Genomic DNA, 23,323 nt, shown 5'->3' on the forward strand with positions numbered 1-23,323 from the left:
ATTTTTTACTGGATTGCTTCGTCAATTACTTCGTAATTTCCTCGCAATGACGGTAAAACTGATCCACGCAGGCAATGCCGCCACGGGATGACACTAAACTAAAAAGCATATCTTAGTGTTAGCACATTGTAATGCTAATATCAATCCATATTAAACTATAATATGGTAAATATGTTTGGAAGTTTTTTTAGCTCATTCGGTGGTGCTATCGGAAATGCATTTGGAGATGGTATATTTTCAAGCATAGGAAGATTTGCTGGTAAAATGCTTGGTGAGTATTTAGATCAACTAAATCATGAACCAGAAGAATATGATTATATTAAAAACTTCAAAAAAAGTTTTAAGTATGTTACAGCAAATTATGGTGAACCTATCCCTTTGGTTTTTGGCACTACAAAAGTTAGCGGAAAAATAATTTGGGCGGATAAAGTCAAAGAAATAGCAAATAGCACCCGTCATAAAGAATATTTTCCTTATTTTCATAACGTAAAATCTACTATGACTTCTACGGAATATAGCTATTTCTTTTCTTTTGCCGTTGGTATTTGTGAGGGTGAGATCATTGAAATTAAAAGGGTATGGGCAAATGATGAAATTATAAAATTAAATAAATATAAGTTTAGATTATATAAAGGATCAGAAGAACAATTACCAGATCCTTTAATTGAAAAATGCTTAGGTAAAAATAAAACTCCTGCTTTTAGATCTCTTAGCTATGCAGTATTTGAAGAACTACCTTTAGAAGATTTTGACAATATTATTCCGAATTTCTCATTTGAAGTAACTAGAAAGCCTAATATTCATCTACCAAATAATTATACAAAAGTCGAAAATTTAATTAGTAGTATAAGCATGATTCCAGGGTCTGGGGAATTTGTCTATGATACAGAGATTCAGTATAAAACCCAAGAAAGCTTTTTTGGTGGTGTTGTGAATCATGAGGCTATTAATACACATAATCATTATAACATTGCTGATAGCGTATATAGCCTTAATCAACTACAAACCACCTGCCCTAATATAAAATGGGTAGCACCAGTAGTTTCTTGGTTTGGCGATAATCTTGATATAAACTATTGTAGTATAAAACCTGCTATAGAATTTAACGACCCCTTAACCTCATACTCATCTACTTGGCAAGTTGGTCGGTATAATAGAGAAAATGCTAAAATTATATCTAAGGATGAATATGAAAGCCCTAACTATGGTGGTAGTGGCTAGCTTAGTGCGTTACCTCAAAGAGCTAAAAAAACGTAATTTAAAAATTATGTTTTATCCGATGTTTTTTATGGATTTACCCGGTAAACCTTGGCGTGGGCATGTTAGCGGTTCTGCGGAGGCAGTAAGTAATTTTTTTCATAAAATTGATGGTTATAACAATTTTATTCTTCATTATGCACGTTTAGTTAAAGATTATGCAGATGCCTTTATAATCGGCTCGGAACTAATTGGCATCACTTCTATAAGAGACTCAGCAAATAACTTTCCAGCAGTTAATGAACTATGCAACCTTGCTCGTTTAGTAAAAGAAATAGTAGGCAATAAGGTACAGGTTACTTACGCAGCCGATTGGTCGGAATATCATCATACTAGTGGTGGATGGTATAATCTAGACCCGCTATTTGCCTCTTCTTACATTGACTTCGTCGGGATAGATGCTTATTTCCCTTTAACTAGTTCTTTAAGCTCTAGAATTACAAAAGAAGATATTATCAAAGGTTGCCATAGCGGTGAGGGGTATGATTATTACTTAGATGGCAGCGGTAATAAACAAGCTTTATCGGCTGCTTATGCTTGGAAGAATGTAGCATATTGGTGGGAAAATCATCACTATAATCCTGATGGAAATAAAACAGCGTGGCAACCAAAAATGAAAAAAATTTGGTTCACTGAATTTGGTTTTCCATCGATAGATAAAGCTTCCAATCAACCTAATGTGTTTTTTGATCCTAAATGTACGGATGGCGGTGCTCCTAAATACTCCTCAACAGGCACAGATTTTTTAGCACAACGCATAGCTATTAAAGGGTTTATAGAATATTGGCAAACACAAGAATATATAGAAGAGATGTTCTTATGGATATGGGATGCACGCCCCTACCCCGCTTGGCCACATGGTAATATTTGGAGCGACAATCATTTATGGGAAAAGGGACATTGGGTTAACGGTAAACTTGGCACTTGTAGCCTTGCTGAAATAATACTTGAATTATCTAATAGATGCAGGATTGATATACAAAGCATCGATATTTCTACCATTGATGAAATAGTAGACGGTTTTATTTTAAATAAGGTTTTATCTGCTGTAGATGTTATTAACTCCTTAAGAATATTCTATTTCTTTGACATAATTGCGAATGAATGTGAAAAAATAAAATTTTTAAAGCGAGGCAGCGGAAAATTAGAATATATAAACGAAAAAGCTTTAATAAAACTATCTGATAACAGCTATATAAAGCAAACAGAAATACCTGAAGAAAATATCATCAACAAACTAAATATCAATTTTATTGATAGATTTAATAATTATGATGATTGCTATGCTTATGTAAATAATGAGACCATTTCAAATAGCCCTAAACTTAACGTTAAAATTCCTATTATTTTATCACTGTCAGAAATAGAAAATATAGGCAGATTAATTTTAAAAAATGCTTCCATCGAAAGTAAAGTGATCAAGTTTTTAGTACCAACAATTTTTCATGAGTTTAAACCTGGTGATTTCTTAATACTTCATTACAAAAAATCTAAATACCAAATTAGAATAATAAATATGAAATTATCTGCCCTAACCTCTTATATTACAGGCGTTATAGATAATTTTTCTTCCTATTACTTACCTGCTGCAAATATCTTATCAGGATTTGAAAAATCCTCAAATGTAGAAACGAAATGTGTTATTTTTGATCTACCTTTTAATATAGTAGAAAACAATGATCAACCATATTTAGCCGTTTACTTACAAAGTAATATTAACGAATTTCTTTATGTTTCAATTGATGGCAATAATTATGCTAAAATAGCAAATTTAACAAAACAAACTTTTATTGGTAGTGTAGTTAATTTTACTGCTGATTCTATCATTATTAACTGTAAAAATTTTGAAGAATTGGTTATTAATGATTGGAATTTAGCAGCTTTTGGGCAAGAAATTATAAAGTTTAAGCAATGGGAAAAGCTAGATACTAATACATATCAAATAAGTGAAATGATCAGAGGTGAGTTTATGACGCAAGAGTTTATTTCTACCCATCAAACTAATGAAAATTTTATTTTACTTGAGAAGAATTTTAATATTATTCCGGTAGCTTCTAAATTAAAAGATATGAATATATATTTTAAAGTTGGTAATTTATCGCCTATGGAAATTAATTTTCAAAATAAAGCAAACTTATAATAGCTTTCTTAAAATAAATATTTCTTTACTTTTTAATAAATAATTAATATAATACTTTTTAAAAAATTAAATATTGATTAATAATTTAGGATTTTATGAAGAAAGTATATGATAATAACTTGCAAGATAAGAGTAATAAAATCACTTTTTTTCCTACAGATAAAATTGTTTCGGAAATATCTTTAATTCAAAGGGAAGAACTTAGTAATTCGCTACAGCAAAAAATAAAATATTATCCTAGAATTATAGAATATCTAGATAATTTAGATTATATAGGTGAAATAATTCTTTTTTGTGTTAATCATGTAGCTTCGTTAAAAAAATCTGAAGAGAGAAATATAAAAGAAGAGTTTATACAAGAAATGATGGGAGTAGTATTCTGGAAATTTGACTATTCAGAATATAGCAATCATAAATTATTTCGTAATTACAAAATACAAAAAACAGCAGATCCTAAAAAACTAAAATATACGATAAGTGCCTTAAACTCTAAGTTTGAATGTAGAATTATCGAAGAAAAAGCAAGCGAATCTGTTGATAAACTTATAAGTATTACAGCTATAAGTGAGGCTTTGTATGCAAGTATAGTAAATAATAGCCTTAATAATGTTTCAAATACTGCCAAAGATTTACTAAAAGACTCATATGAAACATTAACTTTATTTTTAGCAGAAGATCAGCAAAAATATCAAAAACTTCTTCAAATAATTTCTAGTGCAATTCAGGCATTAAAACCACAATTTCAACTTAAAGTAATTGAGATTTTAAAAGAACACTTAAAGGAAAGTTTTCAATCCCTATTTTATACTTCTAATATACTAATTGAGAATGGTCTTCATGAAGAAGCAGTAAAATTACTTAAATACAAATTATTACATTCTACTTCAACCGAAATTGAGGCATATCGGTGCATGCATAATTTAGCAGATGCTTATGCAGAATTAGGAAAGTTTAAAAAAGCAGAAGAATGGTTTTTAAATGCTTTAAAAGGGCTACCTAATAATGAAGATATAATGTGTAGTTTATGGTGTATATATAGAGCTATTAATAAAATAGAGGAAGCAGAAAAATTATTTCCTAATTTAAATAAAAATAGTCAGGATCATTACAGCTTATCTTTAAATGCCTACACAATTAATAAAAAAAGTCTGGAATCGATTAATAAAAAAACTTTACCACCTAATTTTTTAGATAGTTATAAATGTTACAAATATATAAGTAAATATAACAATTATTCAGATATTGAAAAAAATAAAAATCATAAAAAAATATCTGATGAAGTAAAAAAACTTATTACTTCAACAAAATTAAATAAACTTTCTTTTGTGCTTTACCCAAAGCAAAATGAATTAGCTTTAGAAATATTAAAAGAAATGCCTAAAGGTTTTTTTAAGACATTTCCTAATCTAGTAAGACTTAAAGCATTACTCGATCCGAATTCAATATTATCAATAGAAGAAAAATATACTAATACGGATGATGCAAACAATATTTTTAATATAGTTTGTAATTCTCTAATAGCAGAAAAAGGGCATCAACCGAGTGTCATTAAAACAATTGAGACTTTAAAAGAAACAGGTAAACTTAGTGACGAAATTTATAACGAAGTTAAGTTTACTACTAATTTACTTGATGGGAACAAAGAACAAGCTAAAGAGCATGCAGTACAATTAAGTGAAGAGAAAAAAGAAGAAATTATTGAAAATTTTTCTTCAATTGATGAGCAAATAGATAATATAGATCAATTTGTTGAGCAATTTGATGCAAAAAAAATTCATGAATATTATCAAACAAAAAAGAAACATGATCTTCTTCTTTTGAAAGAAGAAATTACTAAAACGCCTTCAGGTTATTGGAAACTTGAAAATGAAGAAGTAATTACTACTGAAAAAGCTAAATTTATCGGTAAGTTTAAAGGAAAAAATTGTTATGGGATTATTTCAGAAAAGCTTGAATCTAAAGTTGGCTCATCTAAATTTAATATTTTCAAAAAAACCTTAGAAGAAAAAGGATTAATATTTAAAAAAATTGCTCAAAATGGTGTTAAATTCCTTAAAAAAGCTTTTGAGATTAAAATAGATGGTGATGAGCGTATATATACTAATGAAGTATACGAAAATCAAGAAGAAGAGCTATTATTAAATTTTGATCATAATGGTAATCATGATGAAGTAAAAAATTTCCTAATTGGTTGTAGTTTAGAATATCATAAATTTGCTTAAAAAATTGCTTTTAACTATTAGAATTTAAAGGCTGAAGCAATTTGTTTAAAATTGCTTCGTCATTAATGCATGCTCGTAATATTGAGCCATCAATGAAATATTCCGGATGTTCGGTTGTTATTTTTTGTGTTAGTTCAGGATAGGCTTTGGTAAATTCCACAGCACAAATAAAATCTTTATTAGGATGATTAATAGCTCCTAAACAAATCGCTTCAAAACACAGCATTTTAGCAGTTTCTATATTTTTAGCACTCGATAAATCCCTTAATTGCTTTGCTAAATATTTATCGCATAAATAACTCGCTGCTCCCCAAATACCTAAAAATCTAAATTTTCCTGTACTCCATTTACCTTTAGCAGCATTAGTATATATTTTATTTAAAACTTTTTTTTGTATTTTTTGTTTAACTTCTAAAGTAATTTCCTCAAAATCCCCCCGTTGTAATATAAACTCCCTAGTCTCGTTATTTCGGATAAACTTCGGTGCGATTATTTTAATATAACTTTCTAAGTTTTTAGTATGGGAATGTTTTAAGCCTAAAGTTTGTACATACATTAAATAAGCTTGTTTATGAAGTTCTTTTGCTTTGCTTATGTCTCCCAATTTTCTATATACTGTTCCAATATCAATAAAAGAAAGAATAATATAATGATGATTTCCTTTGTATAATATTTTTATCATCCTAAACGCTTCTTCTTTATATCTTAGTTCTTTAGAGATATGGTTTAATTTATCATAAACTGTATTTACATTATTAAGGGAGGTAATAATTGTAGGATGATCAATTTGATATAATTTTTGTTTCATCTCTAAGGCTTTTTTAAAATATTCTAGCCCTTTAGAAATATTGTCCAAATCCTTATAAACTAAGCCCACATTATTAAGAGAATTTGCAATATCGGGATGATCAGCTTGATATAATGCTTGCCTTATCTTCAAGGCTTCCTCCAAATATTCTAGTGCTTTTGAAAACTGTCCTAATTTTTGATAAGCTATACCAATATTTTTGAGAGAAATAACAATATAAGGATGATTACCTGAATACAGTACCCTATATCTCTTTAAAGCTTCCTCGTGATATTCTAATGATTCTTTAAATTTACATAATATATGATCATTATAATACCCCACTTTTTTATATAAGCTTGCTTTGCTAAGTTTATGTATATTTAATATTTTTATTACATGAGGATAAATTAATTTAGCATTTTCCCAATCTTTGCTTGGTTCATTTGTTACTGACGGAAATAAATTATCTAGTACTTCTATTAATCTTACAAAAACTTCTTTTTTATCTATTGCATGCTCTTTATGTCTATCTGCATATCTTTTTACTGCAAACTGTACTAATCCATGTAATTGTAAACCTGCTTGTTCATCTTGGCGTATTAGATTCATTAACGATAATTCTTCTAATCTTTTTATAGGTTCTTGTAATTTTTCTTCACTCACTAGAAATAGTTTTTTGAAAATATCTATACTTATAAAGTCAGGGTCTAAATATGCTGAATATTGTAACATCTGCCAGGCTACTGGTGATTTTTCTAATATTTCTAATAGCAGTATTGTCTCAGGTTGTTCATCTTTATTATTACGTAGAAAATTAAGATAATCTTTTACTTTAAGTAATTTATTTTTTTTAAAATATGCTACCGCTTTGGACAAACTATATGGCAATACTTCATCTTTATTGCCTAACTCTTCTATTAAATCGTTAATGTCTTCATTATTAAACCTATTTCCTAAGGAATTTTCTAAATATGTTATTGCTGTTTTTATATTAAAAGGTTTTAATTCAATATTTGTTATATCATCACTTAGCTTATTATTTTTAGTAGTAATTATGGTTTGTACTTTATCTTTGGGTATATTCATTATACCGTTAATATAAAGTTCAATATCTTTATATGCTTCGACATTATCAAAAATAAATAATGTATTTGAATTTAAATTTGCAATTTTATTACAGACTAATCTTATTATCTCTCCCTCTTTTTTATCTGTTATATAAATGGCAAGCTCTTTAGCAAGTTGCCTATATGCTTCATTAATTTTATAGGCAGAATCAGCATTAATAAAGCGTACTATTTTCTTTGCTTCGTCTCTTTGTTTACGACCGTAATCCTTAGCTAGAGTAGTTTTGCCCGTTCCGGCAAAAGCACTAATTGCTACATATGAGTTTTTACTTAAAGCATTATCGATTTGTTTAAATGCTTCTTCACGATGAATAAGGTTATGAATTGATAAAATAGGTAAATTACTGTTTACACTCCCTATATAACCGGCAGAATAAACATTACGATCTTTCAATATTTTTTTTGCCTCATGACTCACTTCAACTAATCTTAAAATTTGCTCCCTTAAATCATCCACCTTAATATTAGATGATTTTATAAATATATAATCTTTGTCATTTTTATGTTCTATCTCATATTGTTCTTTTATAATCTTTAATTGCTTTCTAGCTAAGTTTGGTATCTCTTTTACTTCAAGGTTTAGTTCTGCTAGTTGGCATAAATACCAATCACCGTTTCTTTTATCATTTATATTAGCTACATCTTCAGACAAATTTACTTCCTGCGAGCGGTAATGACCTTGGTAAGAAAGCTCAAATTGATTCTTTCCCTTTAGTTGTTCAGGGTTTTCTAAATGCTTGTAAACTTCTAAAATTTGCTCAATTGCGACATTACCGCTGACAAATTGATTAATTACCTCAAGAAAACTTCCTAATGTCGTTGCCGTTATGCCTCTATCTGCTAGATCGCTTGCCAAATCTTTAATTGTGTTATTAACAGGCACAAAATAAAATAACTTATCTCCTAACGTATTGTCTTTAGGTTCATATTTGATACAAGGCCAATCTATTATCTGTTCATATTTTATAGGTCTACCGGTTTCGGGATCAAAGGCATCCAGCATTGAAGTAAGTAAGTCGCTACTTAATGATAGTAAAGAAATATAATTTTTAATTGGGATGGCTTTATTCAAGGTATTTATTATTTTACTGCTATACTCGGTAGCCGTAATTTCAGGAAATAATCTATATGCCTTATGAATATGAGAGTTACTAGTATTTACAAAATTCGGAGCAGATAGATAAGTAGTTATGTCTAAATTTCTTATATCAAAATGAGTTTTATGACTAATTATATTAGGTTTAAAACTACCTATAACTTTTGCAGAGCCAGGACTATCGAACGTTATAGCTTTTCCTTTGTAATAGTTAAAATCTTGATGAGCAAAATATAAGCTTAATTCTGCAAACCATGCACCTAAAGAATAACCCGTAAAAGATAGATTATAGTCATGCTTTTTAGCATATTCGGTGATTTCCTGCGTAGTCTGATATGCTGCTGCTTGTTGTGCTACTATCTGCCCGCCTAAAATACTTTTTAAATGGGTCTTAAGCGGTGAGTCCGGTTTTAGCAAATCCCACCCCTCAAATGTAATGCCTCGATGAGCAAATACTATTTGTTTGGTCTTGTCGTTTACATATGCTACGGCGTAATATCTGCCTATTTTAGACTCGCTAAATATTTTAAATATCTTCCAATCTTCTAAATATTGATTATATTTTGCTTTTTCAAGAGTTACTTTTTCTTGTGTTTTAGAATCTATATAAGAATGCAAACTAAGTAACCCATGAATAAAATCGCTAGGGTGCTGCTTGTAATTCTGATTGTTTAAAATTATTTTATTTTCTATCTTCTGTATAAAATCACTGGAAGAATTAGGCATTTTTCCCCAGCTTACATTACCGATAAAATCATTATTTTGGATTTTACTTGCTATTTCTTCTAGCTGCAATATTGTTAAATCTATATCTTTAAGGTCAAGATATACAAAATTAGGATCGTTTTTTTGTAACTGAGTGATAAGTGCTTGATATTTGTTTGTAGAACTCATAAATAGATTTAGTTGAATTTTCACAAGGCATTATAAATTAAATTTTATAATTTTCAACTGTTACGTTATTTACCATGAACTTTTTTATCTATAATTCTTTATTAAAAACAGCATATTTAAATATAAAAGTTAAAGCAGCTGCTAAGAATAATGCTATCAAAGAATTTATTATAATTAACGATATCCCCCATCTAAAATTATCTATAAAAGCACATGCACAACAAGGCAAAGCTAACGAAGAGATCATAAATTTTTTGGCAAAAGAATGGCAGTTATTGCGGAGTAATTTAGAAATTACTAAAGGACATACTAACAGCTTAAAGACAATTTTAATAAAAAATATTGATGAAGAGTATTTAAATTTGATTTTAAAATCCTATATTAAATGAATAAAGTTTTGTTACATTGGTGTCACCCCGTCGTGACTTGATCACGGGGTCTTGTATCACAAACTGAGTCATAAGATCCCGCGATCAAGTCGCGGGATGACATTAAATACAACAAAACTAAAACAAGAATTTTAAATTGGATTTAAGTAATGAAACAAGAAAAAAAGAAATTTGATGCCGAAGTCGGTAAGATTTTAAATTTAATGATTCACTCTCTTTATAGTAATAAAGAGATTTTTATGCGGGAATTGATTTCTAATGCCTCTGATGCTTGTGATAAGCTGCGTTATCTATCCCAAAGTGAAGCTGAATTAGTAGCCGGTGACTCTAACTTTAAAATTACTGTTAAAGTCGATAAAAATAATGGTCAGGTTATCATCCGTGATAACGGAATCGGTATGAATAAAGAGGATTTAATCGAGAATCTAGGCACTATTGCAAGATCGGGTACGGCAAATTTCCTTAAGAATCTCTCAGGTGATTCTAAAAAAGATAATATGCTAATTGGTCAGTTTGGCGTTGGTTTTTACTCAAGCTTTATGGTAGCTGATAAGGTCACTGTAACTTCAAGAAAAGCTGGCGAAGATAAAGTATATGTTTGGGAATCGGAAGGCGAAGGCGAATATATTGTATCAAGCTCAGATAGAGAATTTAGCAGAGGAACGGAAATCGCTCTACACATTAAAAAGGAAGAAGATAGTTTCCTTGATCATTTTAGATTAAAACATATAGTTAAAAGCTATTCCGATCATATAGCTGTGCCAATATATTTCTTTGATGAGGGGGATAATAACGAAATACAACTAAATTCTGCATCAGCATTATGGACAAGATCAAAATCAGAAATTACCGAAGAGCAATATAAAGAATTCTATAAAAGCTTATCTTATGTGGTGGATGATCCTTGGGTTACTATGCATAATAAAAATGAAGGAGCTATAGAGTTTACAAATCTGCTATTTATCCCATCAAGCAAAACTTATGATTTATTCCATCCTGATCGCAAAAGACGAGTAAAATTATACATAAAAAGAGTATTTATTTCTGATGAGAATATTGATTTAATCCCATCATATCTAAGGTTTTTACGAGGAGTGGTAGATTCAGAGGATTTACCGCTGAATATAAGCCGTGAATCGTTGCAACATAATAACATACTTGAGAAAATCAAAAACGCTATTACTAAAAGAGTGCTAGGAGAACTTAAGAAAAAGAAAGAAGAGGCTATGGATGAATATAATAACTTTTGGGCTAATTTTGGTGGAGCTTTAAAGGAAGGGTTATGTGAGGCTACAACAGATCATGAAAAGTTATTAGAAGTATGTATATTTAGAAGTGCCTTGCATAATAAAATGATTAGCCTTGATGAATATATAAAAGGCTTTAAAGATGGGCAGAATACTATATATTATTTAAGTGGTGATAATCCTGACAAACTACTTTCAAGCCCACAAATAGAGGGGTTATTAAGTAAAAATATCGATGTGTTATTATTTACCGATACTGTTGATGATTTTTGGGTAAATGTTAATAGCGAATATAAAGGACATGCAATTAAGTCAGCTACAAGAAGCGATATTGATGTAGATCAAGCTACTTCATCACCAGAAGAAAAAAATAAGGATGATAAAAAATCTGATGATGAATATAAATCATTAACTGATTACTTTAAAGAGATTTTAGGGAGTTTAGTTAAAGATGTTAAGATATCTAAAAAACTGACTTCAAGCCCTGCTTGTCTTGCTGTTAGTGAAGCTGCTATGGATATTCGTATGGAGCGATTTTTGATCGAGCAGAAGCAAATAGCTGCTGCATCCGCTAAAAATCTAGAGCTGAATCCCAAAAATAAGATCATAGAAAAAATATTTAATGACTTAAAAGCGAATAATAAAAATAACGAGGAGCTAGTTAAGTTAATATTTGATCAAGCTTGTATTTTAGAGGGTGAACCGGTAGCAGATACAGGGGCTTTCTCAAAAAGACTTAATGATATTGTACAAAAAGCTATATTATAGCTTTTAACTTAATTAGTTTTAATGTAGAATGGTTGCGAATAGGTTAACGTCATTGCGAGGAAAAATTGAAAATTTTGACGAAGCAATCTCAGGATTATAAAACGAGATTGCCACGCTCCTTTTAGTCGCTCGCAATGACGGGATACATAAAAATTTTTCAAATAAGATAATAGGTTTAATGTCTTATTACGATACTATATTTAGCGATCATATAGATAAAATTAAAAATGAAGGAAGATATCGGGAATTTAAAGCCTTAAAAAGGCAAGCCGATAATTTTCCTTTCGCTATGTGCGATGATAAACAAATAGTCATGTGGTGTATCAATGACTATTTGGGTATGAGCAAGCATCCAAAAGTAGTGCAAGCTTCCATAGATGCATTGCTAAAATATGGCGTTGGTTCAGGCGGAACAAGAAATATCGGCGGTAATAATGTAGCTATTCTTGAGCTTGAGCAGGAGCTGGCAAGCTTGCATAACAAAGAAGCCTCCTTAGTCTTTACTTCCGGCTTTGTTGCAAATGACACAACCCTTGCAACACTTGCTAAAATTATGCCTGATCTTGTCTTTTTTTCCGATGAGCTAAATCACGCCTCGATCATTGCCGGCATTACCGGTTCTAAAGCCGAAAAGCACATATACAGACATTTAGACGTTAAGCATTTAGAAGAGCTGCTCCAATCAGTTGATGTTAATAGACCGAAAATAATCGTTTTTGAGTCGGCTTATTCCATGGACGGCTTCTTTTCTCCTGTTAAAGATATAATCAATTTAGCTAAAAAATATAATGCTTTAACCTTTATTGATGAAGTCCACACAGTAGGTTTATATGGCAAAACCGGTGCTGGTATTGCTGAGCTTCTTGATTGTAGCGATGAAATCGACATTATCCAAGGAACGCTTGCCAAAGCATACGGTACTATCGGTGGTTATATCACCGCAAACCATAGCCTAATTGATACTATCAGATTAACAGCTTCCGGCTTCATTTTTACTACCTCACTGCCACCGGTAATTTCTACCGCTGCAACACATAGTATTAGGCATTTAAAAGAATCTAATCAAGAACGAAAAACACATCAGCAGGTGGTTAGCAAGCTTAAAAGCTCTTTTGACCGCTTTAACATCCCTTATCTTAAAAATGAAAGCCATATAGTGCCGATAATTATTGGTGATCCTATTAAGGCTGCCAAAGCTTCTAATATGCTGCTTAATGAGTATGGTATTTACGTTCAACACATCAATTTTCCAACAGTACCAAGAGGAACCGAACGCCTCCGAATTATCCCAACTCCCGCACATACCGATGAAATGATCAACGACTTATCTACCGCCTTAGTGCAGATATTTGCTGCATTAAACATAGAATTATCTTCTACAAAAGAGTTAAATGATGAGATATATTTAAACCTTATTGCTTGATCGGCTTGGCGTAATCAGTGATAACTTGGAAAATGCCTTGTATGTCATTCCTGCTTAAGGCTTGCTTGCGTGGATCGAGAGTCGCTCGCAATGACGACTCTCGATCCACGCAAGCAAGCCTTAAGCGGGAATGAGATAAGAATTATCCAACAATGCCTTTTACTCTTCATTTATTAGAATTATAATATGCATAAAAATGAGTTAATTTTTTAAAAGATAGATAATCCGGAATTGATAAAAGTTGCTAAAACTTTAAAAAATGAAGGGGTAGTTTTGCAAGAAAAAAACTATACTTATTTGAAAACCAGTAATGATTTTATTCATAAATTATATCCTTTAATTGCAGAGCATGAAGATTTGCAAAAACCTGATTATTTCAGTGAACAATGTGATATAGGTACTCATATTACTATAATTTATCCTAATGAAGAAGTAGTCATAAATGACCAAGACATTAATGTAATACACTCCTTTGAAATAGAAGAATTAGCAAAAACGCAAACAGGAAATAAACAATATTACGTTTTAAAAGTTAGTTCACCCTCCTTGATTTCTCTAAGAAAAAAATATCAATTACCCCCACAACTAAGCTTTAAAGGTTATAAAGTAAGCTTGCATATAACTATAGCTACCAAGAAGTAATTTACATTTAGATATATTAGAAATATACTACTTAAATATCCGATATTTATGGAGTGTATATAGCTTTTAAGAAGAAGATTTTGCATATACTTCTACTTTTTTACTTTTTTCTAAATTAACACAAAATATATTTATTTTTTTCTGCTTGACTTTAAAAAGTATATTGAGTATTAATTATTTTACAAAAAATTTAATCCATTTAAATAAAATTATTAAATATGTTTTCTTTTAACCTTAAAACTGCGTTTATTGAGCCTCTTAAACCTAATTCAAAAAACAAGGCTAACAAAACAAAAAAGAAAAAAAGTAAATCAAATAAGAATTTGCATATATCAGTTAAAATAACCAAAAAACTATAATAACAAAATAAACTTTTATTTAAATAAACATAATTACAAATATGCTTAATTTTAATCGTACAAATGCGATTGTTAAACTTCTTAGAGATAATCCAGGGAAAAAATTTACCGGTCATGAAATTGCAGCATGGCTTGGAAACACATATCCTGAAGAGATTATACGAAAAGAGCAAATGAGTAAAAATAAAATATTACTTGGTATTACCGATAAAGCAATTAGAAAGAAATTTGTTATTAAACTTATACAAAATGAATTTAATTCAAATTTTCGTACGGCTTTACAAAAGAAAGAACCGAAAATTAAAATAACCGATGAGTACCAACCTAAATATTATTATATTGATAAAATTGCTAACTATGAATCTACAATACATAAAGAATTTGACCTTAAATCTATAGTTATCAAATTCCTTAGAGATAATTTAAACAAAGAATTTACTAATTCACAGATTGCAACTTCAATTATTAATATGTACCCTGAAGAAGCAGAGCAAAAAGTGCAAATAAGCGATTATAAACTATCAAAGGAAGAAATAGCTATACTTTTACATAAAGAAGTAGATTCATTATGTATGACCATACAAAAAATAGAGCCAAAAATCAAAATAATAGAAAATGGATGTTGGACTAAATATTGTTATATTGATAATACTGATAAAATATTTGATAAATTTAAAGTTATAAAAACACTTGAAAGCCATAAACAACAAGAATTTACGGCTCATGAAATGGCTCAATTATTACTAGGTACTAACTCTAGATAGTTATTAATTACAAAAGATGTATCCAAATTCATAACCAACAATAGAAATAGTTGATAATGATAAACTACAAGATATAATGTGTTAAACTTATTAATATATTATTATGACCCTTATAGATTATCGGCATCAAGCCACTTTATATGCTCAAGCTTATTCTAAATTAGACCTAAGCGGAACAGGATATTTAGCATTTCGTGATATTCCAAATATAATAAAAAATCATATTACAGGTAATAAAGTATTAGATTATGGTTGCGGTGCAGGTAAGTCTACTATTTTTTTGAAGTCTTTAGGGTTAGATGTTACCGGAGTCGATATTAATGAAGAGATGATAAAAATAGCAAGCTCTAATGACCCTGTAGGAACATATAATCTAATAAAAAGCGGTAATATTCCGGCAGAAGATAATACATTCAATTTAGTTTTTTCTAGCTGGGTTATGATGGAGGTAGCAAGCAAAGAGGAGCTAACAAAGATTGCTAAAGAAATTGTACGAGTTCTAAAAAACGATGGTATCTTTATTATGCTAGTTTGTAATGAGAATACTTATAATAGAGATTGGCTATCGGAAAATACCGAATTCCCTGAAAATAAAAACCATGTAATATAACTACTTAGTTAATATTCTTTCATTTAAATTGACAAAATTTATTTATCCGCTAATTTGACAGTTAGGATTAATTAAAAAAAACACCCATATGTCTAAGCTTAGAGAACAAATTAGCCTCTCATCTAATGATCCATCAGGAATCGAAGAAATAAAAAAAGTTTTGTCAAAAGATAAAAAAGGAGAATGTTATAAAGAAATTTATTCGGATGACTTTAACTCAATAAATCATGATTTTCAAGATCCTCCTGGCAATAATTGTTTACTTATCGCTATAGCAGCAAAAAAATATAAAATAGCTGAGTTATTAATTGAGGATGCACGTGAAAAGCTTACTAATGAAGAATTCTTAGAATTTATTAATTATAGATATAATGACCCAACTAAAAATTCAGTTAGAACAAATTGTTATATAAATACTTCATTAACTTTAGCAGCAAAACATGAACAATATGAATTAGTACAAAAGTTATTAAATGAGGGAGCTGATCCTAATGGTACAGATCAATATGGTTTTACAGTATTAACTGTATTAACAATGCAGCTAGGATTAGTTTCACCGCCTAAAAATCAGCAAATAGTAGAAACCATTAAATTATTGCAGGATAAAGGAGCTGACCTAAATCAGCTTGATAAATTTGAGCGTAATGCATCTTACTATTTAGAACATGATTTAAATTCCGGTGAAATACGTGGTAAAATTTTTACTGATTCTACTGTGGCAAGGATATTATCAATACGCAAGTTAAACAATATAAAAGAACTTGGGGAAACAGCAAGTATTTTAGGCAGTGGAGCAACAACAGCAGATGGAGCGATTTATGATTCTTTACGTTGGGGACCAGGTGAATCAACAAAAAAAATAGAAGATTATACAGATGGACGTAGCCTTATTAAGTTTGATAAGGAAGAAAAGAAATTAAAATATTTAACCCCAAAAGAATTTTTTAAATATCCAGATAAAGATTACAAGAAACAATTTTTCCAAACTGAAGAAGGACAAAATATTAAAAAAGAAGAACCGATAATAAAATTAATTGCATCAAACGTTCGTATTGCTCGTACAATTTCACATGCACAAAATATTAAATCAGCATCTAATCAAAAATCTACAGGTATGAGCAGGTAAAATATTTTGTAGTATCGGACTCATCATTGCGAGGAAATTACGAAGTAATTGACGAAGCAATCTCAGGAGTTTTATATTGCTTTATGAGATTGCTGCGTCGGTTATTAAAATAACCTCCTCACAATGACAAAATATTTCTAAATAATCACTTTCAGCTTCTCTATTGTCTTAGAATCTTTAGCGAGTTCTAAAAATATTTCTCGTTCATATTCCATTAATTCTTCTTCATTTGTTTCATTATGCTTATCTATAATATTCTGGAACTTGGTAAGCACTTTATTTTGCAAATCATCATATTTTGATGTATCTATTTCTTTCGCTAGGTCTATTTTTGGCAAAGTAAGCTTATGAGGAGCTGGCACTATTTTCTTAGGTAATTTTAACGCCAGTGCTTCTTCTAAAATATAATGCTTATTCATATTTATAGAAATATTTTCTACACTATAATCTGCTTTAAAATAATCCGCTGAACTTGATTTATTTTGTTCTAAAATATTTCTGATATTTCTAATTAATTTAGCTTTATCACCTTTGCTTCTTACAAACATTTCAGTAATTCCGCCCCAACCTGGAACTAAACTAACACCAAACTCCACAAGCCCGGAATTTAAATCCGCATTTGCAACAATATGGCTTGAATGCAGTAATATTTCACACCCACCGCCAAGTGCTACACCTTTCGCAGCACTAATAATGTGAGCCGCAGAATATTTTAAATGCAGCATAGTTTGCTGCCCTACTTTCAGTAAATTCTCTAAGTCGTGGAAATTTTCATCTTCAATATAAGAAAGCAGCAGCTTTAAATCTGCCCCAGCTGAGAAATTATTACCTTGCGGGTAGATATATAGATGCTTCCCCTGCTCTTATGCTTTTGTTGCTGATTCTTGAAGTAAATAGAACACATCATGATTTAGACAATTCATTTTCGTAGTAATAACAAAAACTAGATTTTCTTTATAATCTAACAGCTTTGCCGAATCATTTTCTAAAACTATTTTACTTTCTTTTAAGATATCTTTATGGGCATTAAATTTCTGTTTATCGATTTTTTGATATTCTTTATTTGCTAAATATGGCGGAATTGAATTTGCATTTTTCACTATTAAATCCCAGCTATTTTTAGTTTGTGAAGTTAGCAACTCGAATGGTCCATATTTCCAGCTATAGCCAAGTTTCATAGCCGCATCAATATCATAAATATTATCGGTAACAGATGGCACTAAACTTGCTAAATAAAGATAAAATTCTGTAATAATCTCATTAAAAAACTTGCCATAAACCGAATTACTAGCAAGCAGCTCATCAAGATTATTAAATGAAATATCCGTTTTCTGGGCAGGCTTATAAGATAAATTATCTATATTTATAACTTCCTTAGTTTTTTTACCATTTGTTACTGATAAGCGATAAAAACCACCTCCCCCTTTACGTCCTATTAATTTTTGTTCTATCATCTTATCTAGCGAAGGTGTATTCACATATATTTTATGATAGGCATCATTGTTAGGCAGACTGGCAAGTAACGAGCTAGAAATTAGCTTCATCACATCATGACCAATTAGGTCATATAGCCCAAAAATTCCAGTACTTGGCAACCCTAAACATGAAGTAAAAATCTTATCTATCATCACAAAATCAAGCTTTTCAGCTATTGCTTTTCTAGCTACTAACTCAAGTAAAAAGCACCCTACTCTATTGGCAATAAAACCAGGCGTGTCGTTACATTTTACTATAGTCTTACCGAGCGTTTTCGTTAAAAAGCCTAAAACTCTGTCTATTATTTCAGATTTTACTATTGGATCGATGATTAGCTCAAGAAGCTCCATATATCTTGGCGGGTTGAAGAAATGCGTAATGACAAACCGAGATTTAATATCATCTGGTAAGTTTTCTTTTAGCCTCTTAAGCGGCAGAGTAGAAGTGTTAGAGGCTATAATTGCATCTTTTTTAAGATAAGGAATAATTTTGTTATATAATTGGTGTTTGATTTCTAATTTCTCAACAATAACTTCAATTACTAAATCACATTCCTTAATCAGATCTAAATTATGCTCTAAATTACCGATAGTAATTAATTCCGCTTTATCAGGAAAAGTTAAAGGAGGCGGTTTTTGTTTATGCAAATTTTCTATAGCATTCTTTACTATTTTATTTGGGTCATCTGAATTTTTATCAGCAATATCAAGCAATACAACTTGATGAGATGAATTAGCAATCAAAGCAGCGATCCCTGACCCCATCACCCCCGAACCTATAACACAAACCTTTTTTATTTCATTTTGCATAAACTACTCCTATTGGTTTTATTAAATGTGTCATCCCGTGGCTTGTCCACGGGATCCAGTAATTTTGTCACCCCGCGACTTGATCGCGGGGTCTCGTGTCACAGATTGCGTCCTAAGATACCGCGATCAAGTCGCGGTATGACATTATTGTGTCTAAGTCATTGCCACACTCACCACTTTAACCTCTTTTGCTTCTGCTGCTCGCAATATTTTACTACATTCATTTATAGTAACACCCGTAGTAATTACGTCATCCACTAATAAAATTTTTTTTCCTATAATATTATGTTTTGTGTTAAATTTGATACTACCACTTATGTTGTTTTTACGTTGCCTTTTTGATAAAAAAGTTTGGGCTTTTGTCCATTTTGACTTAATCAATATATCGGCTTTTACTGTAAGGTTCATAATTTTTGCTATTTCTTCTGCAAGAATATGAGGCGGGTTATACATCCGCAGTAACCTTTTAAACCTATTCATCGGCACAGCTATGATTAAATCAACATCTTTTATATCTTCTAAATATCTATTACATAAAAGCTTTGCGAAAGTTTTAGCAAATATCGTTTTATCTTGATATTTAAATTGATGAACTACTTTTTTGCTATATTCATTAAATTTAAATAGACTGCGAGCGAGATTATAATTAGGCTTTTTGCTATAACAACGTCCACAAACTGCATTATCTAAGATTTTTACGCTAAATCTCTGACCACATATATTGCAATAAGGTTTTGCTATAAATTCTAATTTCTGCCAACAATCTCCACAAAACTCACCACTACTACTTAATATTTCTAAGCAGCTTAGGCATCTTTGCGGTAAAATATAATTTATTAAATAATTATAAGCCTTTACTAACAATTAACGCCCCACAAAAGATTCATGATGTTTAGAAGCATTTTGTGTTTGTTGTGGCGGTGTTACACTATTACTATAGCCGCTAATTTTACCATGTGTAAGGTTCTCTTGCATATTATGAACTTGTTGTTGTGCTTGCTCTTGTGCTTTACTTATTTCGGGCTTTTGTACTTTATTAGTGGCATTTGGAATTACTGAAACTTGAGTTTGTTTATTTTCTTTGCTAAACGCTTCTTTTATTCCCCAAATTGTGCTTCAACAAAATAACTAGCTCCAGCTTTTACTGCCGATTTAACTTTTTGAAAACCAGTTTTCTCAGGAGGTTCTTTAAACTCATCTCTTGCTCCTACTTCTTTTTGCTTTGTAGCAAATGCCGCTTCAAGCTGTATCTGGTTTAGCTTATCTATATTAGGTGTATCTAAAAATTCTTTTAATGTTTGATTATTTATTCTCTACACCTATAGGTGTTGGATTTAATGCTACTGAACTAATAGCACCGCCTACTTTAAGAATTCTTTTAGTACCTTTGCTTGATATTACCTTATACGTTTTATCTAAACCATCTGCTATTGTATTACCACCAGGCACACTAGTTCTAATTTTATTAAGAGCTTTATCATATAAGCCAGGGCTATGCTGTCCTTCTTCCTTAATTTTTCCACCTTTTCGAGCTTTATCGAGTGGATCAGCTGCTTTTGAAACAGCTGTTGCTACTTTAGACCCGCCTTTAGCTACTCCTTCTACTATATGCTCAACACCGCCGACAATATCATGTGCAGCAATTTTACCTACTCCTTTAACCACCCCGGCAGTTACATGATATCCTGCCTCAGCAGTAGCTCCTGCAAGTGCAGTAGCTGCAGCTCCAGCTTGTGCCATTCTTGTGCCTTTAAGTTTAGGATCATCCTTTAATATTTTTCTTGTTTTTTTCTCTTCTTGGGGATTTGAGGGTGCTGGTTGTTCCTGCTCTTGTACAGGTTCAGGATTTTGTACATTAACCCCTTCAGGCGTATTTATAGAAGGTTTAAGTTTATTACTTTCTTCTGCACTTTTTACTCCCTCTTCAAGCGTATTAATCGACGATTTTAAACTCTCCTTACTCATAAATTTACATCCTTAACATTAAGAATTGAAACAATAAAAAATATACATATAATAAATGAAAAGTTGGGTATACGAAGATCAACTTGGAAAAGAGCAAGGAGTCTAAAGCCCTCGGAGCGGAGCGTATACTTAATACGTGAGCACCACAGATCTTATAAGACGACGTAGCCAATTTTTCAAGTTCATCGAGTATATTTTACCTTTTACCGATTGCGTAGCTAGTAATCAGATTTTTAATAGGCTTAAAGTTATTTATCACTTTAAACCCTATTTGTCTTAAATGCCTTAAACTTTTTGAATGATTTGAGAAAATATTATTAAGCTCATCAGTTAGCTTATACATGATAAAATTATCTGCTTGTCTTGATTTTTGGTATTCTGATAGCGGTAAATTATTACTTACTATAATAATTAAGGATTCAATATCCTTTATACCTTGATTAAGTCCTTGACCGGCTAATGGATGCACAATATGAGCACTATCGGCAATAAGTATTATTTTATTATGAAAATACCTATTTGCTATACGAGCTTTGAGAGAAAAACCTCTTACTTCACTATCAATAGTGATTTTCCCAAGTGAATTACCAGCATTTCTTTGCGTTAAGAATCTAACCTCTTCAATAGGCAGCTGCATAATTAAAGCAGCTTGGTCAGAAGAAGTTGACCATATTACAGAAGAACTATGTTGATCTTTCATCGGCAATAATGCAAAAGGTCCTAAGGGCAGAAAATGCTCCATAGCACAATTCTCATGTGGTTTTTCATGCTTAATATTAAATACTAAAGCTGTTTGATATGGCTTTTCTATTTCATTCGCAAAATAATGTGATCTAATCTTTGAATTTGCTCCATCACATACAATTAATAAATTACATTTAACGTAGGTTTCGTTATTAAACTTAATAATAGAGTATTCGTTATGACTCATAACTTTTTGATATTCTTTATTATCAACTAATGTTATCAGTGGATTACCAATTACTTTTGATAATAATATTTTCTTAAAATCGTTATTCTGAACTACATACCCTAAAGAACTATCATTTTTTAGTTCCAATATCTCAGGAGCTTTATTATCAACTACATAAACATCTTTCATGTGGCTTACAAACTCTTCCAGCTCTTGCCACATATCAATGGAAGATAAAAAATCCTTAGAAGCCGGCGTCAAAGCTGTTGTTCTAATATCGTTAAAAAAACTAGGACTTTTAACAGCCTTACTTTCAAATATAGTAGTTTCTATACCTTTTTTGGCAAAAGCAAGAGCGGTTAGCATACCACTCAAACCACATCCCAAAATAACTTTATCAATCTGCTTTGTTTTTATCTGATTCATATACAAAATATTTTAAATAACCATTTGTTGCTATAAAGCTCAATAAAAAATAAATAATTGCTATATCTAAATATGAGCTATTGCCTAGATAAAAACCCAAGCAGCAAATAAATAAACTCACCACACTAGTTAAACTGTTTAGAATTAATAGCTTAGTGAAAATATCCGTTTTTCTGATAAATAGATAGGTTATTAAAGAAATAAATAAAGAAATGATAATTAGAAAGATATTAATCATAATTAATTTGCTATGTATTTAAAGGGCTTGTTGAAAAACGTCATTGCGAGAAGCATAGCTTTGATGCAATCTCAGGATGTTTAATAAGATTGCCTCCGCCCTCGGCTTTGCCACTCCTCGCAATGACTAATCAAAACCTGTATTATAATAATCCACTATAATATTACAAACTGCAAATAAATTTGATTAAAATTACTTAAATAATTTTAATATATGTAACTGTTTAACTTAATATTAAGCTGTTTTAGATAAAGAAGTTAGAAAAAACTTAAAGTCTTATAGGATGTTGGCGAGAGTGACGGGACTCGAACCCGCGACCTTCTGCGTGACAGGCAGACGCTCTAACCAACTGAGCTACACCCCCCTTTAAGGGATAACAAATTATATATAACAATTCTTTCGATCGTGCAAGGATAAAATAGTTTATTTTCATTTTTTTGGAGCATATATACAGCATATGAAATATTTAAATAACTTACAAAATACTAAAAACCCTTAAAATAAGGCAAGAATGACGGGACTCGAACCCGCGACTTTCTGCATGACAGGCAGAAAATCTAAACTAATTGAGCTATATGAGTCAGTATTATAATAAAATCTAAAACAATCATCAGTAATCTCTTTTTCCATCCTTAGTTGAAC

Annotated in this window: 16 protein-coding genes, 2 tRNA genes and 1 pseudogene; 11 read left to right on the plus strand and 8 right to left on the minus strand. The window is 30.7% G+C overall.

The window, feature by feature from the left end; translation table 11 throughout:
• The first annotated feature begins 171 nt into the window (after positions 1–171).
• The 3 genes from AAHF54_RS04000 to AAHF54_RS04010 all read left to right on the plus strand — a co-directional run bounded on the left by AAHF54_RS04000 (position 172) and on the right by AAHF54_RS04010 (position 5,619).
• The gene (locus tag AAHF54_RS04000) at positions 172–1,221 is read left to right on the plus strand and encodes a hypothetical protein (protein ID WP_342169816.1); all 1,050 of its coding nucleotides are present in this window, start codon (positions 172–174) and stop codon (positions 1,219–1,221) included.
• Complete coding sequence (locus tag AAHF54_RS04005; protein ID WP_342169817.1) at positions 1,190–3,397, plus strand: glycoside hydrolase TIM-barrel-like domain-containing protein; 2,208 nt, start codon at positions 1,190–1,192, stop codon at positions 3,395–3,397. Before AAHF54_RS04000 ends, AAHF54_RS04005 begins: the two co-directional genes overlap by 32 nt.
• Positions 3,398–3,492: 95 nt before the next feature.
• Positions 3,493–5,619: a tetratricopeptide repeat protein gene (locus AAHF54_RS04010; RefSeq protein WP_341788036.1), complete on the plus strand. Its 2,127-nt coding sequence runs from the start codon at positions 3,493–3,495 to the stop codon at positions 5,617–5,619.
• A gap of 10 nt (positions 5,620–5,629) precedes the next feature.
• Here AAHF54_RS04010 and AAHF54_RS04015 read toward each other — a convergent pair whose 3' ends face one another.
• On the minus strand, positions 5,630–9,526 hold the full coding sequence (locus tag AAHF54_RS04015; RefSeq protein WP_342169818.1) for a tetratricopeptide repeat protein: 3,897 nt from the start codon (positions 9,524–9,526) through the stop codon (positions 5,630–5,632).
• 74 nt (positions 9,527–9,600) lie between these two features.
• On the opposite strand from AAHF54_RS04015, the gene AAHF54_RS04020 reads away from it, so the two are divergent.
• The 8 genes from AAHF54_RS04020 to AAHF54_RS04055 all read left to right on the plus strand — a co-directional run bounded on the left by AAHF54_RS04020 (position 9,601) and on the right by AAHF54_RS04055 (position 16,854).
• Entirely contained in the window at positions 9,601–9,915 is a 315-nt protein-coding gene (locus tag AAHF54_RS04020) for a DUF167 domain-containing protein (protein ID WP_341788038.1), read from the plus strand.
• Positions 9,916–10,064: 149 nt separating this feature from the next.
• Positions 10,065–11,930, plus strand: coding sequence for a molecular chaperone HtpG (gene htpG / locus AAHF54_RS04025; protein WP_341788039.1), 1,866 nt, complete (start codon positions 10,065–10,067; stop codon positions 11,928–11,930).
• Between the two features lie 178 nt (positions 11,931–12,108).
• A complete protein-coding gene (gene hemA, locus AAHF54_RS04030) occupies positions 12,109–13,353 on the plus strand; it encodes a 5-aminolevulinate synthase (RefSeq protein ID WP_341788040.1) in 1,245 nt (414 codons plus the stop codon).
• A gap of 231 nt (positions 13,354–13,584) precedes the next feature.
• Positions 13,585–13,995: a hypothetical protein gene (locus AAHF54_RS04035; protein WP_342169819.1), complete on the plus strand. Its 411-nt coding sequence runs from the start codon at positions 13,585–13,587 to the stop codon at positions 13,993–13,995.
• 218 nt (positions 13,996–14,213) lie between these two features.
• Positions 14,214–14,354 (plus strand): hypothetical protein, encoded by a 141-nt coding sequence (locus AAHF54_RS04040; RefSeq protein ID WP_341788042.1) that lies wholly within the window; start codon positions 14,214–14,216, stop codon positions 14,352–14,354.
• Between the two features lie 41 nt (positions 14,355–14,395).
• Positions 14,396–15,118: a hypothetical protein gene (locus AAHF54_RS04045; RefSeq protein ID WP_341788043.1), complete on the plus strand. Its 723-nt coding sequence runs from the start codon at positions 14,396–14,398 to the stop codon at positions 15,116–15,118.
• A gap of 103 nt (positions 15,119–15,221) precedes the next feature.
• Positions 15,222–15,728, plus strand: a complete 507-nt coding sequence (locus AAHF54_RS04050; protein ID WP_341794298.1) for a class I SAM-dependent methyltransferase — start codon at positions 15,222–15,224, stop codon at positions 15,726–15,728.
• Positions 15,729–15,816: 88 nt separating this feature from the next.
• Positions 15,817–16,854: a hypothetical protein gene (locus AAHF54_RS04055; RefSeq protein ID WP_342169820.1), complete on the plus strand. Its 1,038-nt coding sequence runs from the start codon at positions 15,817–15,819 to the stop codon at positions 16,852–16,854.
• Positions 16,855–16,991: 137 nt separating this feature from the next.
• On the opposite strand, the pseudogene AAHF54_RS04060 reads toward AAHF54_RS04055, so the two are convergent.
• The 7 genes and pseudogenes from AAHF54_RS04060 to AAHF54_RS04090 form a co-directional block, all read right to left on the minus strand.
• Positions 16,992–19,139: pseudogene (locus tag AAHF54_RS04060) on the minus strand (3-hydroxyacyl-CoA dehydrogenase/enoyl-CoA hydratase family protein).
• Between the two features lie 153 nt (positions 19,140–19,292).
• Positions 19,293–20,003 carry a ComF family protein gene (locus AAHF54_RS04065; protein WP_341788047.1) on the minus strand — a complete coding sequence of 237 codons (711 nt, stop codon included), beginning with the start codon at positions 20,001–20,003 and terminating at the stop codon, positions 19,293–19,295.
• A gap of 438 nt (positions 20,004–20,441) precedes the next feature.
• On the minus strand, positions 20,442–21,104 hold the full coding sequence (locus tag AAHF54_RS04070) for a hypothetical protein (protein ID WP_342170251.1): 663 nt from the start codon (positions 21,102–21,104) through the stop codon (positions 20,442–20,444).
• A gap of 196 nt (positions 21,105–21,300) precedes the next feature.
• Positions 21,301–22,443 (minus strand): 2-octaprenyl-6-methoxyphenyl hydroxylase, encoded by a 1,143-nt coding sequence (ubiH, locus tag AAHF54_RS04075; RefSeq protein ID WP_341788048.1) that lies wholly within the window; start codon positions 22,441–22,443, stop codon positions 21,301–21,303.
• Positions 22,415–22,681, minus strand: a complete 267-nt coding sequence (locus AAHF54_RS04080; protein ID WP_341788049.1) for a monovalent cation/H+ antiporter complex subunit F — start codon at positions 22,679–22,681, stop codon at positions 22,415–22,417. Before AAHF54_RS04080 ends, ubiH begins: the two co-directional genes overlap by 29 nt.
• Before the next feature lie 287 nt (positions 22,682–22,968).
• Positions 22,969–23,045 (minus strand) — tRNA-Asp (locus AAHF54_RS04085).
• 149 nt (positions 23,046–23,194) lie between these two features.
• Positions 23,195–23,254, minus strand: a tRNA-Asp gene (locus AAHF54_RS04090).
• Between the last annotated feature and the right edge of the window lie 69 nt (positions 23,255–23,323).

The organism is Rickettsia endosymbiont of Seladonia tumulorum, from assembly GCF_964030815.1.
Lineage (GTDB): Bacteria > Pseudomonadota > Alphaproteobacteria > Rickettsiales > Rickettsiaceae > Rickettsia.

Excerpts from the sequence above, each read along its gene's own strand:
- AAHF54_RS04000 (WP_342169816.1), top strand. The coding sequence starts at position 172 with ATGTTTGGAAGTTTTTTTAGCTCATTCGGTGGTGCTATCGGAAATGCA.
- AAHF54_RS04005 (WP_342169817.1), top strand. The coding sequence starts at position 1,190 with ATGAAAGCCCTAACTATGGTGGTAGTGGCTAGCTTAGTGCGTTACCTC.
- AAHF54_RS04010 (WP_341788036.1), top strand. The coding sequence starts at position 3,493 with ATGAAGAAAGTATATGATAATAACTTGCAAGATAAGAGTAATAAAATC.
- AAHF54_RS04015 (WP_342169818.1), bottom strand. The coding sequence starts at position 9,526 with ATGAGTTCTACAAACAAATATCAAGCACTTATCACTCAGTTACAAAAA.
- AAHF54_RS04020 (WP_341788038.1), top strand. The coding sequence starts at position 9,601 with ATGAACTTTTTTATCTATAATTCTTTATTAAAAACAGCATATTTAAAT.
- htpG (WP_341788039.1), top strand. The coding sequence starts at position 10,065 with ATGAAACAAGAAAAAAAGAAATTTGATGCCGAAGTCGGTAAGATTTTA.
- hemA (WP_341788040.1), top strand. The coding sequence starts at position 12,109 with ATGTCTTATTACGATACTATATTTAGCGATCATATAGATAAAATTAAA.
- AAHF54_RS04040 (WP_341788042.1), top strand. The coding sequence starts at position 14,214 with ATGTTTTCTTTTAACCTTAAAACTGCGTTTATTGAGCCTCTTAAACCT.
- AAHF54_RS04045 (WP_341788043.1), top strand. The coding sequence starts at position 14,396 with ATGCTTAATTTTAATCGTACAAATGCGATTGTTAAACTTCTTAGAGAT.
- AAHF54_RS04050 (WP_341794298.1), top strand. The coding sequence starts at position 15,222 with ATGACCCTTATAGATTATCGGCATCAAGCCACTTTATATGCTCAAGCT.
- AAHF54_RS04055 (WP_342169820.1), top strand. The coding sequence starts at position 15,817 with ATGTCTAAGCTTAGAGAACAAATTAGCCTCTCATCTAATGATCCATCA.
- AAHF54_RS04070 (WP_342170251.1), bottom strand. The coding sequence starts at position 21,104 with ATGAGTAAGGAGAGTTTAAAATCGTCGATTAATACGCTTGAAGAGGGA.
- ubiH (WP_341788048.1), bottom strand. The coding sequence starts at position 22,443 with ATGAATCAGATAAAAACAAAGCAGATTGATAAAGTTATTTTGGGATGT.
- AAHF54_RS04080 (WP_341788049.1), bottom strand. The coding sequence starts at position 22,681 with ATGATTAATATCTTTCTAATTATCATTTCTTTATTTATTTCTTTAATA.